The sequence below is a fragment of the Flavivirga jejuensis genome (assembly GCF_030540765.1).
GTDB classification, from domain to species: domain Bacteria; phylum Bacteroidota; class Bacteroidia; order Flavobacteriales; family Flavobacteriaceae; genus Flavivirga; species Flavivirga jejuensis.
This window is the reverse complement of sequence record NZ_JAUOEL010000002.1, coordinates 306,668-323,495: the sequence shown is the minus strand read 5'-3', so window position 1 is coordinate 323,495 and position 16,828 is coordinate 306,668. Positions and strand designations below refer to the sequence as shown.

Annotated in this window: 8 protein-coding genes; 4 read left to right on the top strand and 4 right to left on the bottom strand. The window is 32.0% G+C overall.

Annotated features, from left to right (window positions below):
- Positions 1-4 precede the first annotated feature (4 nt).
- Complete coding sequence (locus Q4Q40_RS06390; protein ID WP_303300955.1) at positions 5-1,564, bottom strand: sulfatase family protein; 1,560 nt, start codon at positions 1,562-1,564, stop codon at positions 5-7.
- A 322-nt stretch (positions 1,565-1,886) separates the two neighbouring features.
- Positions 1,887-2,927, bottom strand: a complete 1,041-nt coding sequence (locus Q4Q40_RS06385; protein ID WP_303300954.1) for a glycoside hydrolase family protein — start codon at positions 2,925-2,927, stop codon at positions 1,887-1,889.
- 661 nt (positions 2,928-3,588) lie between these two features.
- Between Q4Q40_RS06385 and Q4Q40_RS06380 the strand changes: the two genes are divergently transcribed.
- The 4 genes from Q4Q40_RS06380 (at position 3,589) to Q4Q40_RS06365 (ending at position 11,980) form a co-directional block, all read left to right on the top strand.
- On the top strand, positions 3,589-7,728 hold the full coding sequence (locus Q4Q40_RS06380) for a hybrid sensor histidine kinase/response regulator transcription factor (protein WP_303300953.1): 4,140 nt from the start codon (positions 3,589-3,591) through the stop codon (positions 7,726-7,728).
- A 545-nt stretch (positions 7,729-8,273) separates the two neighbouring features.
- The gene (locus tag Q4Q40_RS06375; RefSeq protein WP_303300952.1) at positions 8,274-8,621 is read left to right on the top strand and encodes a hypothetical protein; all 348 of its coding nucleotides are present in this window, start codon (positions 8,274-8,276) and stop codon (positions 8,619-8,621) included.
- 126 nt (positions 8,622-8,747) lie between these two features.
- Complete coding sequence (locus Q4Q40_RS06370; RefSeq protein WP_303300951.1) at positions 8,748-10,898, top strand: putative glycoside hydrolase; 2,151 nt, start codon at positions 8,748-8,750, stop codon at positions 10,896-10,898.
- A 299-nt stretch (positions 10,899-11,197) separates the two neighbouring features.
- Positions 11,198-11,980, top strand: coding sequence for a T9SS type A sorting domain-containing protein (locus Q4Q40_RS06365; RefSeq protein ID WP_303300950.1), 783 nt, complete (start codon positions 11,198-11,200; stop codon positions 11,978-11,980).
- Between the two features lie 257 nt (positions 11,981-12,237).
- Here Q4Q40_RS06365 and Q4Q40_RS06360 read toward each other — a convergent pair whose 3' ends face one another.
- Both Q4Q40_RS06360 and Q4Q40_RS06355 read right to left on the bottom strand, forming a co-directional pair.
- Positions 12,238-13,650 carry an efflux transporter outer membrane subunit gene (locus Q4Q40_RS06360; RefSeq protein ID WP_303300949.1) on the bottom strand — a complete coding sequence of 471 codons (1,413 nt, stop codon included), beginning with the start codon at positions 13,648-13,650 and terminating at the stop codon, positions 12,238-12,240.
- A 10-nt stretch (positions 13,651-13,660) separates the two neighbouring features.
- On the bottom strand, positions 13,661-16,813 hold the full coding sequence (locus Q4Q40_RS06355; RefSeq protein ID WP_303300948.1) for an efflux RND transporter permease subunit: 3,153 nt from the start codon (positions 16,811-16,813) through the stop codon (positions 13,661-13,663).
- Between the last annotated feature and the right edge of the window lie 15 nt (positions 16,814-16,828).

Below are 16,828 nucleotides of genomic sequence, written 5' to 3'. Positions count from 1 at the left end.
AACTCTACTCTTCATCATTCATCCAACTTAGCTCAGGCCACATTTCTGGGCCATCATTTTTTTGTTTTTCTCCTTCAGTACTTCTACCGTTTGAAACAATTTGTGAAAGTTCTTTTCTATATAGTTCTAATAATTCAGGTTGCTTATCTTGTAAATTATGCTCTTCTCCAATATCATTACCTAAATTATATAATTGAAATTTAGGTAAACTATTAATAGCTTTATCATTTGGTCTAGGAAAACTCCAACCACCAGAACCTGGGCAAAAAATAGCTTTGTAATCTCCTTTACGATAAGCAAAAGAACCGTTGATGGAATGGTGAACAATACTTTCTCTTTTTGGCAAGCTAGATTTAATGCCTAATGCTGACAAAAAACTATAACTATCTTCAGCAAAATTATTTTTAAGCGGCACATTAAGCATATCAGCAACAGTAGCGAAAAGATCTGTGGTACAAACTAGTTGATTAGACTTGCTAGGTTTTACCTTAGAAGGCCAACGCACTACATATGGCACACGGTGACCGCCTTCAAAAATATCAGCTTTATGCCCACGAAATATGTAACTGGGGTCGTGTCCTTTGGTTGCCAATTGTTCATAATCTGCTTGATTAGAGCAGCCATTATCGCTGGTAAATATTAATAGGGTATTATCTGCAATGCCTTGTTCTTCTAATGATTTCATTATTTCACCTACAACCCAATCAACCATAATCACAAAGTCTCCATACGGGTTTTCTAATCCACTTTTACCTTTAAACTCTTCTGTTGGCAATATAGGCGTATGTGGTGCTGGTAATGGCATATAAACAAAAAACGGTTGATTGTTTTTAGCATGCCCATTTATAAAACTCACTGTCTTTTTGGTAATATCTGGTAATACTTGCTCGTGGTCAAAATCGTTAGAAGTTGGCCCTTTTCTCCACATAGCTTGTCCTGTGTTTTGCGTAACCTTAGTAGGAACCATAGTTGCTTTAGCGTTTTCAACCCATACATAAGGTGCCATGTCTAATGATCCATTAAAACCATAACTATAATCAAATCCCCGAGTATTTGGACCATTTTTAACTGGAATGGAATAATCTATTTTAGGTTTAGCATTCAATTTAGCTTGATCCATAGAATCTTTGTCTACAAAAGTCCAGTCCCAACCAAGGTGCCATTTCCCTATGTAAGCTGTACGATATCCTTCATTTTTTAGAAATTTACCTATCGTAGTACGATTTGGTGTAATTAATGCTTTTGAGTAGCCACCTAACACGCCTTTTTTTAATGTTGAACGCCAATTGTAACGCCCAGTTAATATACCATATCGTGTAGGAGTACATACAGCGCTACTGGTATGCGCATCTGTAAACATAACACCTTCTGAAGCTAGTTTATCTATATTAACCGTAGTTATTTTAGAATTTTCGTTATAACTTGAAACATCTCCATATCCTAAATCATCTGCTAAAATGAAAATGATATTTGGCGATCTTTCTGGGGTATTCACATTTGCCTTTTTTGAAGTATTACAACCTATAACAACAAGTATTATAAGTAATAAAGCTATTTTATTCATAATGAGTTTTTATTAACAATTTCTTACCGCATTTAGTATCTGCATGCTCTTTAATTTGTCATTATATTTTCACATGCATAGTATCGATAATGTATTATATTTTTTTAGAAAGTTTATTGTAGTTTTTTATGCTTTTTAAGTTCTACATTAGAACATTAATTTTTAAATAATGTTTTTAAGCTGATTATAATTTTTCGATATAGATAGAATAAGCTGGATGGACAACATTAGGCTTTTTTTGTCATTAAAACAAGAGGAAACAAAAGCAGAACCAGTAATAAACTTATCGTGTTAATTTTTAGCATTTTTAAATTCATTATTCTTAATTTGGAGTCCATCCTTCAATTTTAACAAAAAAACCTGCTGATGGATCTTCATCATGACAGGCTAGAAAAAGATATTCGGGTTCTCCATTTTTCCATAAAATGTGTGGGCGCTCTGTTCTTGCCAGTTTATCTCCAAAATATTGTTCATTTGTTTTATAACCAACTTCTGGTTTTCCCCAATATATTCCATCTTCAGATTTATAAATAAGTCCAGGTCTCCAACCTCCTGGTTTATTCTTATCGTTTCTTTTTCCCTCTAGCATATCTTTAACTCCTTTTCTATCTTCTACAATCATATAATAAAAGCCTTTGTATAGAAAAGCATAACAGTCTTCTATGTCCAAACCTTTATCTGCATAACTAATTAAAGGATTGTTTTCATAATTTTTATAAGGCCCTTCAATATTATCGCTTAATGCTAAAGAAATTTCGCGGTGTCTTTCAGAACCATAAGCATCTGTTATTGATTTATAATAAATCCTGAATTTTCCGTTTTTGTCTTTTATGAAAGTAGGGTTGGAGGCATGTAAAATGTTTGAACCATCACCTTGTTTTCCTGATGCTTTGATAATAGGGTTGTGTGGGCTTTCTGTCCATGGACCATCCAAAGACTTAGATGTCGCTATTCCTATTTCTTGATTGATATTTGGTGTTTCTCTGTTTTTCAATAAATACACGAGAACATAAGTATTATTTACTCGAGATACTTGTGGGTTATGATACGTATGGGTTTTACTTGTAAAAGTCGTATCAACAAATGTATAAGGTCCTTCTGGAGACTTCGCTGTATAGTGAACTATTTTACTATCTTTTATCCAACTGCCATCATTTGGAATAGCGGACATAAACACATGTAATTTATTAGAAGTATCATAAATAGGAGCAATACCCCAGTGCCACCAATTATCTGGTGCATCAAGAATATAATCTCCTGTAACATGGGATTTACTGAAAGCAGACTCTTTTATTGATAAGTCTTTTTTACAGGAAACAGAAAAAAAGATAATACATAATAATACCAAAATTTTAAATTTCATGATTCTTTATTTATTTGTAAATTTCATGAAATCCCACATGTTTGTCTTTCTCTATTTATTCATTCTATTGCTTAATTAATGCAAGGTTATAAAAATCAATAGTAAATTAAATAGAAACTAGATACTATTAATAAGATGAAAAAGCAGTCTTATTTCTGTACTATTCTTCTAGAAAAATAGAACAAGCACTATTATAGAGCATTCATTTTATATGGTTTAATGAACAAAAGAAGCCCGATTATAATACCATCAACGATTTTGAGGCAAACGATTATAAGGCCATTTAAAAAAATATATTTCATCAAGTTTTGTGTTGCTTTTAGTAGAACAAGGGAGGGAGTTTAAAAAAAATTAATAACTTTGTTGATACTAATCAATTATATTTATAGTTAGAAACTGTTTAAATTTTATCCTTTAGTTTATTTTGTCTTGAAAGAGAATGTAACCCACTCAAACTAATTCCAAAAACAAAACTTAAACAGTCTCTAAGTGGAGATCAAAGAATTTTAGTTATTGCTATTACTGATATTTATCAATGTGTTCCTTTTTTCTGCCGTAGCAAAAATGGTCGAAAAATTAGAATCGTTTTTATATAGTTAAATAAATCTCATTTCACCTATTTTATTAAATTCTTACTAAGAAAAATTAAACTCTCAACTTTATGATAAAAGGACTAAAAGATATCAAATTTGCTTTATTCATAATTTTGTTAAGTTCTGGTTTATTTAGTTCATTCTTTTTAAATGCTCAAAATTTTAAGCGATTTTCAAATAAAGAAGGATTTAATCAAAATACTATAAACGCTATAGAACAAGACCGATATGGTTTTTTATGGTATGGTACTCCCAACGGATTGATTAGATATGATGGGTATGAATTTAAAACATATACAACGCAATCTAAGACTGATGGTAATTTATCTAGCAACTTTATCTCTTCACTTTTCAAAGATGAACAAGGCGTATTATGGATTGGCACAAATTTAGGAGTTAATGTTTATATTCCATGGCTAGAGCGTTTTTATACAGTACCATTATCAAAAAAAATTGTAGTAAACCATATAAAATCTGGGCCTTTAGGGCAAATTTGGTTTTCTGGAGGAAATCATTTGTATTCCTGTAAATTAACAGATATTGAAAATGGGGTTTTTAAAGTATCAAAAAACGTATTGAAAAACGATTCTGAAAGACCTTCTATTAATTCATTCTTTTTTAAAGATGAAAAGACATTAATTTTAGGAACTTTAACTGGCTTAAAAAGTATATCCTTAAACGATGAAGCTCAAAATCCTTATAGCTTTGACGAATTTAAAAATATTCCAATAACTACAATTTCACTCATAAATAATATATTTTGGATTGGTACTCACTATGGATTGTATAAAGTAACTTTTGATAAAAAAAGACTCCACATAATAGAGTCTTTTAACGATTTAAAAAAACAAACTGTACCCCAAAAAATCATTTCTATTTTTGAAGATCATTATGGAATGGTATGGATAGGAACAAAAGGTGATGGTTTATATAAATATAATCAAGATCAAAACACATTTGAGCATTATGCTTTTGATCAAAAAAACGAATTAAGCATAAGCAGTAACTTAATTAACACCTTGTATCAAGACAATTTTAATGTATTATGGATTGGTACTGCACAAGGTGGTATTAACAAATTAGACTTAACTCAAAAACCATTTATTAATTATTCAAATAATCCTTATGATAGTTCTTCAATATCAGATAATTTAATAACATCAATATTAGAAGATAGCCGAGGTTACCTTTGGTTATCTGGTTTTAATTCTCATTTATTTAGAAGTAAAACCACCATAAAAAATAAGAACATTCGTAAATTACAGTTTGAAGATTTAGATTCGAACTTAGAATTGCTTAATGACGATATTATTCGTTGTATTTATGAGGATGACAAAGGCTTTATATGGTTTGGTTCTGATAATACATTAACCATATATAACCCTTTAAATAATAAATTTAAAAAAGTTGCTTTTCAAAATACAGAAAGCGAGCATTTTCGTAATATTATTCAAATTGATAATAAAAAGATGCTCTTTGCGGGTAATCATATCATAGTAGTAGAAAATCCTTGGGAAGAAATAAAAAATAGTGACGCTCCAGTTTTACAAGTAAAATCAGATTTTAATTTAGAGAGAGGTCGTATACAAGCTATAGTTAAAGATCATGGTAACTCGTTTTGGATTGGAACAAATAAGGGGCTTCTAAAAGCTTTTTTTCAACAAAACAAATTAATAATAAAACAACAGTATACCACCAATAATATTGATGAAGTAAAATTAAGTTACGATAATATATTCTCACTCCATAAAGAAAACAATCATTTGTGGATAGGCACCTTTGGAGGTGGTTTAAATAAAATGACATTAAACGAAGAAGGCACGCCTACTAAAATTGAATATTTCAGGAAAAATGATATTCTACCAGACGACGCCATTTATGGTATTTTACAAGAAGACAAGTCCCACCTATGGCTAAGTACCGATATGGGGTTGGTTAAATTTAATATAAACGATTATAATATAAATGTTTTTGATGTAAGAGATGGTTTGGCTCAAAATAATTTTAGACAAGATTGTTACTTTAATGGAAAATCAGGTTATTTTTATTTTGGAGGCTTAAACGGTGTAACCATATTTAAACCAGAAAACATTAAGTTAAATACACAACCTCCTGAAATATTGATAACATCTTTATTAATTGATAATAAGCCTGTAAAGATCAATGAAAAGATAAGCAATAAGACCATACTTGAAAAGTCAATATCAGAAACTGAGCGTATAGCTATAAGTCAAAATCAAAACATTATTTCTTTTAACTTAGCTGTAAAACACACTTCTGAACCTTCCAAAAACAAAGTAGCTTATAAATTAGAAGGGTTTAATGATAACTGGATAGAAAAACCAACTGGAAAAACTACAGTAACTTACACCAATCTTTCTGCGGGTGATTATGTATTTAGAATAAAAGCTGCCAATGGTGATGGTATTTGGAGTACAACAGACAAAAAACTGTATCTTGAAATTTTACCTCCTTGGTATAGTACATGGTGGAGTTATTTACTTTTTCTTATTTTAATTGTATCAATTTGCATAGGAGTAGTCATTTATTTTGTGCAACACGAACGATTAAAACAGGGGCTTATCTATGAAAAAATGGATAAAGAAAGAATAAAAACCATCAACCAAGGTAAATTTAGATATTTCACAAATTTGTCTCATGAATTCAGAACACCTTTAACCTTAATTTCTGGCCCTTTAGAACGTATTATAGCAAGTAATTCAGATACCAAAAACGTTAAATATTTAAATATAATTGAAAAGAACACTAAACGGCTTTTAAGTTTAGCAGATCAATTAATAACCTTTAGGCAAGCAGAACAAGGGCATGTTAATTTAAATTTAACAAAATGCACTTTAGGAGATTTTATTTACCCTACAACAGAAGCATTTGAAGATTTTGCATTAGAGAAACATATTAATTTCTTTTATAAAATAACAGAACCCAACGAAGAAATCATATTAGATGTTGAAAAAGTTGAACGTATTATTTTTAATTTACTTTCTAATTCTTTTAAAAATACACCAGCACAAGGCAACATTAGTATTGAAGCAGGTATCTCTGTTATTTCTGATGAAAAAATAATTAATATAGATGTTGTAGACACAGGAAAAGGAATCCCTCAAGAAAATTTAATCAATATTTTTGAACGTTTTTACCAATTAGGAAGTAAAGACGGAGATATAAGTGGTGGTGGCATAGGCTTATCTTTTTGTAAATCACTTGCTGATTTACTTGGAGGTGAAATTTCGGCCAAAAGCACGCCTGGTATTGAAACACGTTTTTCTGTAAAAATACCATCTAAACAGATTGGAGATTCTTTATTAGATAACGCCTCATTAACTGAAAAATCATATATTAAAGATTGGGTACCATTATCGCACACAGTAAATGAATTGAATCCTTTATCATCAGATACTGAAGAACAAAAAGAATATACTGTTCTTGTTGTGGAAAATGAGGTAGATATTCAGAATTTCTTGATGGCTGAACTTTCAGTAAAGTATAATATTCTTATTGCAAATAATGGTGTTGAAGCGTTTGATAAAATTAAATTAAAAGAACCCGATTTAATAGTAAGCGATGTTATGATGCCAGAAATGGATGGCTATGAGCTTTGTGAAAAAATAAAATCGGCACCAGAAAGTTGCCATATTCCTGTTTTATTATTAACCGCTTTGGGAGATAATGATAATCTGATAAAAGGTTTAGAATATGGAGCAGATGATTATATAAGTAAGCCCTTTTCTTTAAAACATTTAGAATTACGAATTAACAAATTAATTGAATCTAACGTACAAATAAAAGAATACTTCGCTAAGAATAGCTTGCTTCCTAAGGGGGAGAATAAAAATTTAGAGTTATCAAAAAAAGATGAAGCATTCATAGCGAACATTATTCAAGTTATAGAAAAAAACTTATCCGACTCCTCTTTTGGAGTTGAAGAGTTGTCTAGAGATTCAGGGTTAAGTACTTCGCATTTTTACAGAAGGTTAAAACAACTTACAGGTCAAGTACCTAATGTATATTTAAGAAATTATAGGTTACAACGTGCCGCCGAGCTTCTAAAAAGTAATGAAGGCTTTAATGTTGCGCAAGTTATGTACCAAATAGGTATCGAATCCAGTTCTTATTTCTCTACTTCATTTAAAAAACTACATGGTGTTTCGCCTTCAGAGTTTTTAAAAAAGCCCTTTTCAAATAACTAAACTATTATGAACTGGAAGTCCATAGGTTCGTTTTGGCAGACTGAAGTCTGCTTCGCGAAATATAGTAAAACTGAATTCCTGTGAATTCGTGAAACCTGCCAACCAGAAGCTACGGCGTACCCACAAATATTGAAGCCTAAATGATATTTATAAATTTTAAAGGCTCAAAAATAATCGCTAAGAACAGACCATAGGGCAAGCCTAGACCCTTCGTAAGAATAAAGTAAATTATAACAAGTATATACATTTCAATAGTTTAGAAAATTTCTAGTATCTTATCAATATTAATAGTTTAAATCTTCTCAAGCTATAGCATCGATAAAGTATCTTCTGTATCAAAGAATGAATAACCCCGTAGTAAGTTTTGAGGAATTCTTTTCGGTTAAATGAGCGAATAGTAATAAAAGTGCCTAAAGAATAATTAGAGCAAAACAATGATGAAAATGAGAAAGTATTTAAGCTCAAATAACGGTTAATTTGTATAGTGGTTAAAATTCTCTATCCCTTAAATATGAGATAAAAATGTATAATTTAAATTAATAAAAATGAAAAAAAGTGCATTAACAGTAATTGTAGGTCTATTAATAAGTGTATCTGCTTTGGCTCAGTCTAAATCAGAAATGAAAATAGAAAAAAGAGCGACTAAGGCTGTCGAAAAATTAGAAACTACAATTAAATTAAGTGAAAGCGAAAAAGCCACATATTTTGAATTACAAAAAGCAAAATTACAAGACCGTGCTAATTTTCCAAAAGGATTAAAAGAAAGTGATCCTGATGCATTTAAAGCAAAAGCAAAAGCAAACCGTAAAGAATTTACAAAAAGCGTAATCAAAGCTTTTGGGGAAAAACGTGGTAAAGAGATCTTAGAGGCAGCTAAGAAAAAGAAAAAATAATCATTATTAGTTACTAAGGTGCTAATTTTATTAGCACCTTTTTACGTTTCAAAATTGAATGATAAAATAGTATTGAAAATATTATAAATCTTTATTAAACTCTTCATCTTCTGAAAACAACCAACCATGAAACAAAAACTACTTAGTTGTTTAAAATTAGTTTTTATTAATTTATTGTTTCTCTTAAATCAATATTCTTATGCTCAAACTTCTAATTTATGGGTTGTATTAAATCCTAATGCAGGAGGTTTAGACCAAGTTGATGAAGATATTTCAATTAATAATGGATTTGTAAATCAAAATTATTCATCTGGTAATATCACTTGTTCTCAATCTTCAAATGGTGACGATTTAGTATATTCTATTGCATATATAGGAGATGATTTTGATAATAATGGTATTAATGATCAGGTTTCATTTAACTTAAGGATAAAAGGATACGTAGGAGCAACATACAATTACAACACAGAACCCAATATGTCTTCTGTTACAGATTACGGAACTCAATCAGACATAACATTAATTGGTAATACCTGGGGAGTTTCTGGGGATTTTGATATTGATGCAGGCGAATCATTAGTTTATAACATTGAAAATTTAACTGTTAACGGAATTAACTTAGATTTTACCCATAGCATAGGCTTTTCTGTTGTTAACTTAATTGAGCCAAACGGTGGTCGAGACCATACTATGATTTTTGGTTTTGGTAATAATTTAAAGTCTTTCGAGATGGATTATAATCAAAGTATTTCTCCTTTAAGTACAGATAGTTCGTTTTCTGTAACAGGGGCGGGGAGTCCTACTACTATAACACGTGATTTTGCAATTTCATCATTAACATTCTATATTGAAATAAAAGGACCTAATGACACTATATGGGATGTCACCGATTATTCTACCTTTGAGAAAGGTCCCTCATTATACCATGATTATCCAGTACAAACAGAACCCAAGACAACATTACCAAAATTCTCATGGAATAAAATTCCACGGTGGGTAGCTGTAAGAAATAAAAATGCTTTTTCAGAAGATGATGTTACAAGTATTGCAAACAATTATCAATTAGTCATGTTAGAAAAAGCCAACCAACAAGGTTTTGAATATATTGAAGATGGTATAGAAAATGCAGCAACTAGAATTAAAGCCTTAAACCCTAATTTAACAACCTTATTTTATTACAACACATACATAAATTACTTTAATTACGAAGCTAATATAGAATATAATACCAATGCTACTAATTGGAGCACTTATGAAAATGGCGAAATTTATCTTTTTAAAGATTTATATTATTGGTACAATCATGATATAGAAGACATGAGGAATTGGTGGATTGATACTTGTGTAGATATGGCTAATTTGGACGTTATAGATGGTGTTTTTGTAGATAAAATTATAAACCCAGATAACAATGGAGATTTATATGATGTAAACGGAAATCCAATAAATAATTACGTTAGCATGTTGAGTGATTTAAATGATAAATTACCGTCTAACAAATTACTTGTTGGAAACACGCTAAGAAATGAACGTTCGGGTGGTGTTAGAGCACTTATGGAAATTATGGATGGTTCTTATTTAGAACGCTGGGATTTTCCAAGTAAAAATCAATCAGACGCCAATGCAATTGCTTTGTCTATTCAATTAATGAGAGAAGCACTACATAAAGGTAAAATGATTAATTTACAAACCAACCCAAGCTATAGTACGGAAGAAGAAGAACCAACAGATAATGATGAGTTATTAGCCTATGCAAAAGAACATGTAAAATTTCCTTTGGCTGTTTTTTTAATAATTGTAGAGGAGCATGCTTATTTTAGCTATACTACAGGTGTAAATGCAGCAAGTTCTAGTTCTGATTTATGGAATACAAGTTTTATAGATGAATTTCATTACTTTTTAGGAGAACCTTTAGGTGACCCAACTAAAAACGGCTATGTATACGAGCGTTCTTTTGAAAATTTAGATCTCTGGGTAAATATTGAAACCAAAGAAACCATTTATAATTGGAAAGATGAAACCATATTATCTTTAGATGATACTTCAGATGGTTTTTATGAAACTATTACTTTATACCCTAACCCCGTAAATAATACATTTAGCTTATCTAAAAAAATAAAATCTGCGACCGTCTTTAATATACTAGGTAAAGAAATTATGTCGTTTTCTAAAAACCAAAACCAATACGATATATCTAATCTAAAAAGTGGTGTTTTTATTGTTAAACTTACATTTGAAAACGATAAAAATAAGAATATTCGTTTTGTTAAAAAGTAAAATATAACTTGTTTTGTAAGAAAATAAATGTAATTTTAATCTAAAGAATTCCTCGACGCTCCGCATCGGGGTTTCCGATGTCACCTCTCCTTTGGAGAGGTCAGAACTGCCAAAAAAGGCAGTTCTGGGAGAGGTAAAATACAGTTATGGTTCTCAGTGAAAAAAAACATAAATCATTATAAACAAATGTTTTATGTGTTATAAAACAGAAAAGAGCAAATCATTGATCGATTTAAGCAATTTCAAACTAGTAAACTTAGATAATTTTGTAATAGTTATTAAATCTAAACTTTTAAATTATGAAAAACCAATTACTTTTTACATTTGCATTTTTAGCAGCAATTTTTATTGCTTCAGCGCAATCAAACACATTGACTTTTACTGGTACTGCAACAGACAGCGAAACCTTTTCATTTGGTAATACCGCTATGGTTTATGCGCTTTCAGGTTCTGATTTTAGTCAAGGAGGGCAGTTTTTTGGTTATGGTGAGGAAGTAACAAACCCAAGTACTATTAGTGAGAGTTTTAAAATAAAAACAGATGCTAATAACGTAAATGCAACCTTAACATTTAGATATAGAAAAGGTGCTGCTAGTATTGGAAGTGGAGTGATTTCTGTAGCAGGGCAAGCTGATTTCGCTTTTACTTTTAATGATGATTCAGGAACTGATGGTGATGTTGCCAATGTTGATAAATATTTTGATTATACTACAGTTATTCCTTTATCAACAACAGAAACTGATGTTACAATTACCGTTAATGAATTTCTTACGAATGGTGCTTCTGTTACCCGTCTTAGATTTTACAGTGTCGAAGTTAAAGGAGACTCGTTTTTATCTACAAATGATATTGACACTCAAGTAGCAACAATTTCTGCTTATCCTAACCCTGTAACAAACAGTTTTCAATTAAATTCTAATAAAAACATTGAAAATGTAAAATTATATAATATCACAGGACGTTTATTAAAAACATTTAATACAGAAGAGAATTACGATATTAGTGATTTAGCGACAGGTGTTTACCTTGCACAGGTTAAAACTCAATCTAGTTCTAAAACGTTAAGAATTGTAAAAAAGTAAAAGCATTATAACTTACTTTTTTAGTAACATATTAAATTGTCAAGCCCTAAATAATCGATACAGATTATTAAAGGGTTAAAAATAAATAATTAAACCTGAACAATAACTTTATTGTTTAGGTTTTTTAGCTTTATATCGTTTAGGTTTTTAAAGTATTTTGTTGATGCATTTGTATTGGGGTTAGCATATTATTGATAGGTTTTCTTCTAGCTAGATATGCCTTAACTAAGCTGGTCAAGGCATGTGTTTATCTATAGCTAATTTAACCATCCTCCTCCAAGAGCACGGTAAAGTTGAACCACGGCCTGCAATTCCTGTTGCTTGTCACTAACACCATTCAATTGTGCAGATAATAGATTGTTCTTAGTGGTAAGCACATCAGTATAATTGGTGGTAGAGGAATATTCCAGAAGCGTTTCGGTAAATTCAACTGATTTTTCTAAAGCCGAAATTTGATACGCTCTTGCTTCCTGTTTTTCTTTAGCTTTCTTGTAAAGGAAAAGTGCATTCGAAATTTCTCCGCCAGCATCTAACCAAGTTGCTTTATAATTATAAAAAGCTTGTTGTTGTAATGATTTATTAATTTTTAATCGGGCTTTATTTTCTCCATTTGCAAAAATGGGTTGGGTGAGACCACCAACTAAATTATAGAATACAGAATTATCAAAAAAATTGGTTAATGATAAAGATGAAAGACCTCCATTAGCTGTAATTGTAAGTGACGGATAGAAATAGGTTTTTGCCAAATTTACATCCTCAAAAGCAGTTCTAAAAGCCATTTCCGCTTCCTGAATATCTGGCCGGTTTCTTAGAAGAGAAGCTGGAAGACCAATTTTTAAATCGGCATAGGCTGTTTGTTTCTCTAGCGATGATCTTTCTATAGCACCAGGAACCCTACCTAACAAAATAGAAAGTGCATTCTCTTCTTGTAAAATACTTAATTCAATATCTGGTATACTAGCTTCTATTTCGTATCTACTTGACTCGCTTTGTACAACAGCAGCACCATCTACTATGGCAGACTCTTTAAGAAGTTTCATAGTTTCTTGATCTCCTATTCGATTTTGAAGCGTTTCCTTGGTAATTTCCAATTGCGCATCAAGTGCCAACAAATTATAGTATGCAACAGCAATATCTGAAATCAGTTGTGTTTCTACAGCTCTCGTTGCTGCTTCCGTTTTTAAGAATGATGCTAAAACAGATCGTTTGTTACTGCGCAATTTACCCCATACATCAATCTCCCAACTACTACTTAACTGACCCAGATATGAAGTCGTATTTATATTTGTACCATTTACGCTACCAGAATTCAATAATGCTTGTGACGTTTTTGATTTACTTACTTGAGCGCTTCCTTCCAAACTAGGTAAAAAAGATAATTTAGCTTGTACCAAACTAGCTTGGGCTTGATTTATGTTTTCCAAGGCTGTCTTCAAATCAAGATTGTTTTGCAATCCTTCTTTGATTAATTCCTGTAAGATACTATCAGAAATTATTTCTTTCCAATGTAAAGTAGCCATAGAAGTAGTATCCTGCACTACAGTATCTCTATAACTCTCAGAAAATTTTGCATCTGGAGTTACATATCTTTTGTTTATCACACCACATGAATTCAGCATTAGCAGGGGCAATGTAATGGGAATGATATATTTTAAAGTTCTATATTTCATATCTAGTTTTTTATTTATTCAATGGTAATTCTTCATCTTCTCCCCAATCATCATTTGGTATGCCCACTATTTTCTCTTGAAGCGTCTGGAAAATGATATAAAGAACCGGAATAACTAAGACTCCCAAGATGGTTCCTATGAGCATACCACCAATTGCCCCAGTACCAATAGCTCTATTTCCTGTAGCGCCAGCACCTGTTGCAATCATCAATGGTAATAATCCGAAAATAAAAGCGAATGAAGTCATTAAAATAGGTCTGAACCTGGCAATGGCGCCGTCTATTGCCGACTGTACAATGGTTTCGCCTTCACGCCTTCTTTGTATAGCAAACTCTACAATTAAAATGGCATTTTTGGCGAGTAATCCAATGAGCATTACTAGTGTGATTTGTATATAAATGTTATTGCTAATACCAAATAAATTTGCAAAAATCAACACCCCTGAAAGCCCTGCGGGAACAGCTAATAAAACAGAAAATGGTAGGATGAAGCTTTCATATTGTGCACTTAATAAAAAGTAGATAAAAATAAAACACAGCATAAAAATATATACAGTTTGGCTACCTGCTGAAATCTCTTCTCGAGTCATGCCCGAGTATTCGTAACCATAGCCTGTTGGTAATGTTTCTGTGGCAACTTCTTTAATAGCGTTAATAGCATCACCAGAACTATAACCATCATTGGGAGCTCCATTTATACTAGCTGATGTAAATAGATTAAATCGCGTTATACTCTGTGCTCCATAAACTCTTTTAAGCGTTACGAACTCTGTTATAGGAGCCATAATACCATTGCTGTTTTTTACTTTAATAGCATTTAAACTTTCCAAATTCGCTCTAAAATTCGCTTCAGCTTGGTATATTACACGGTACTGCTTTCCAAATTTGTTAAAACTGGAAGCGTACACACCACTTAAATATCCTTGCATAACACTTAGAATACCTTCAACATCTAAGCCTGCCAGTTTGGTTTTAGCAACATCGACTTCTACCTCGTATTGTGGGAAAGTTGGATCTAAAGTTGTGGAGGCATATTGTATTTCAGGTCTTTTGCTTAGGGCTGAAACAAAATCTTGACTCACTTTATATAGTTCATCCACTGTTCCTCCACTTTGATCTTGTAGCTGCAATTGAAATCCATTACTAATACCAAAACCCGATATGGTAGGCGGAGTAAAAAAGATGATACTAGCATCTTTAATCTGTGCCGTTTTACCAAATAATTGTTTGATGATAGATTGTGCGTCTTGTCCATCACCTGATCTTTCTCCCCAATCTTTCAATTTTAGTATAACCGTAGCATAATTAGACCCAGAACCACTTATAAGACCACTACCAGTAGATGTAAATACTGCACTTACTTCTGGAATATCTTCCACTAATTCTTGTATTTGTTCAACAACTTCAGCGGTTCTTTCTAAAGATGCGGCAGCTGGTAGGCTAATATTAGCCATAATAACACCTTGATCCTCGTCTGGTACAAAACCAGTTGCTGTTGTATTCATTAGGTAAACGAACATTCCAATAAAAACAGAGAGTACACCAATGGCAATTGCTTTTTTACGGATAAGGAATGAAATCGATTTTTTATATTTTAAAGTTGTCTTCTCAAAACCTGTATTAAATGCTACATAAAAACGCTGTACAAATCCCTTTTTAGTATGAGCTTCATCATGAGGTTTTAACAATAATGCACACAATGCAGGACTTAACGTTAATGCGTTTATAGCCGATAAAATAATAGCAATAGCAAGTGTTATTCCAAATTGTTGATAGAATACGCCCGAAGATCCGCTAATAAATGTTACGGGTATAAATACTGCCGACATGACTAAAGTAATGGATATGATGGCTCCAGAAATTTCACTCATGGCATCCAAACTAGCTTTTCGCGTTGATTTGTATCCAGAATCCAGTTTGGCATGAACCGCTTCTACCACCACAATGGCATCATCAACCACAATCCCAATAGCAAGCATTAAGGCGAAAAGCGTTAATAAGTTTATGGTAAAGCCGAATAAGCTTAAGAAAAAGAAGGTTCCTACAATGGCTACTGGCACTGAAATTGCAGGAATTAAAGTGGAGCGCCAATCTTGAAGAAAAATAAAAACCACGAGAAATACTAATAGAAACGCTTCTATAAGTGTGGAGATCACTTTGGAAATTGAGGCATCCAAAAAATCATTGGCGTTTAGCATTTCTACATATTTAATTCCCTCTGGGAAATTAACAGATGCTGCTTCCAAGGTTGCTATGGCGTTTTCAACGACTTCTTGAGCATTAGAACCAGCAGATTGTGCTATTGCAATACCAACTCCTGGGTATCCATTCACTAATGTAGAAGTGCTATAAGATTGTGAACCTAGCTGTACTCTTGCTATATCTTTTAATCGTAAAATACGACCACTTTCTGTTGTTTTTACAATAATATCTTCAAACTCAGAAGCGTTTTGTAATTTTCCTTTATACTTTAAAGTGTATTGATATGCCTGATCGCCTTGCAGCCCTAATTCTCCAGGTGCGGCTTCAAGGTTTTGATCTGCAAGTGCAAGACTTATATCTGAAGGAACCAAACCATAATTTGCCATAACATTGGCTTTTAGCCAAATACGCATACTATAATCTCTAGCTCCAAAAGTATTTGCACTTCCTACTCCATTAATTCTTTTAAGTACAGGAATGATGTTGATGTTAGCATAATTCTGCATAAATTCTTCATCATAATCATCATTCTCACTGTAAATACCAATAATAAGTACATTACTACTTTGTTGCTTTTTTGTAGTTACACCAGATTGTGTTACTTCAGAAGGCAATAAATTTGATGCACTTGAAACACTGTTTTGAACATTTACTGCAGCAATATCAGGGTCGGTGCCTAATTCAAAATACACCGTAATACTTGCAGCCCCACTACTGGCAGTAGACGTCATATAGGTCATTCCGTTCACACCATTAATGGCTTCTTCAAGAGGAACGATAACACTATTTAGTACGGCTTCCGCATTGGCTCCATCATAAGAAGCAGAAACTTGTACTGTTGGTGGCGCAATATCTGGATATTGAGATATCGGTAAGGTTGTGATTCCTATAACTCCTAAAATCAAAATGATGATAGAAATTACCGAGGAAAGCACTGGTCTTTTTATGAATTTTTTAAACATAACGCTATGGTTTCT

What these genes read in the sequence shown, in the direction of transcription:
- Q4Q40_RS06390 (WP_303300955.1), bottom strand. Translation starts at nt 1,564, where the DNA reads ATGAATAAAATAGCTTTATTACTTATAATACTTGTTGTTATAGGTTGT.
- Q4Q40_RS06385 (WP_303300954.1), bottom strand. Translation starts at nt 2,927, where the DNA reads ATGAAATTTAAAATTTTGGTATTATTATGTATTATCTTTTTTTCTGTT.
- Q4Q40_RS06380 (WP_303300953.1), top strand. Translation starts at nt 3,589, where the DNA reads ATGATAAAAGGACTAAAAGATATCAAATTTGCTTTATTCATAATTTTG.
- Q4Q40_RS06375 (WP_303300952.1), top strand. Translation starts at nt 8,274, where the DNA reads ATGAAAAAAAGTGCATTAACAGTAATTGTAGGTCTATTAATAAGTGTA.
- Q4Q40_RS06370 (WP_303300951.1), top strand. Translation starts at nt 8,748, where the DNA reads ATGAAACAAAAACTACTTAGTTGTTTAAAATTAGTTTTTATTAATTTA.
- Q4Q40_RS06365 (WP_303300950.1), top strand. Translation starts at nt 11,198, where the DNA reads ATGAAAAACCAATTACTTTTTACATTTGCATTTTTAGCAGCAATTTTT.
- Q4Q40_RS06360 (WP_303300949.1), bottom strand. Translation starts at nt 13,650, where the DNA reads ATGAAATATAGAACTTTAAAATATATCATTCCCATTACATTGCCCCTG.
- Q4Q40_RS06355 (WP_303300948.1), bottom strand. Translation starts at nt 16,813, where the DNA reads ATGTTTAAAAAATTCATAAAAAGACCAGTGCTTTCCTCGGTAATTTCT.